This is a genomic window from Escherichia sp. AM3 (assembly GCF_032029835.1).
Classification (GTDB): domain Bacteria; phylum Pseudomonadota; class Gammaproteobacteria; order Enterobacterales; family Enterobacteriaceae; genus Escherichia; species Escherichia coli.
The window spans coordinates 1-375 of the sequence record NZ_JAVUPQ010000653.1; the positions used below are offsets into that span (position 1 = coordinate 1).

Sequence of the window (375 nt, forward strand, 5' to 3'; positions counted from 1 at the left end):
GGTCCATACAAATTCGACAGCCGCGTGTCGCAGGACCGCATCGTTCTGACCCGCTTCGACAACTACTGGAACAAAGACGCCTATCACTTCGACAAAATCATCTATCTGCCGATCCCGGATGCCTCCGTGCGTCTCGCGAACCTGCGCGCGGGCGATCTCGACCTGACCGAAGGCATTGCCGCCAGCGACGTCAAAACCGTCGAAGCCGACAGCAAGCTGGCGCTGGCGAAGGTCACCGGTCTGGGCTATCAGGGGATCACCTTCAATATTAACAACGGCAAGGTGCCGGCCAACGATCCGTTCAAAGATGCCCGCGTGCGCGAGGCATTTTCTCAGGCAATCGATCGCGATGCCTTAAACCAGGTGGTCTTTGAA

General features: G+C 57.6%; 1 protein-coding gene. It reads left to right on the forward strand.

The features are described 5' to 3' along the window. Window positions 1–375 (forward strand): ABC transporter substrate-binding protein (locus RTW80_RS27720; RefSeq protein WP_312721319.1); only part of this gene is annotated, 375 nt, incomplete at both ends.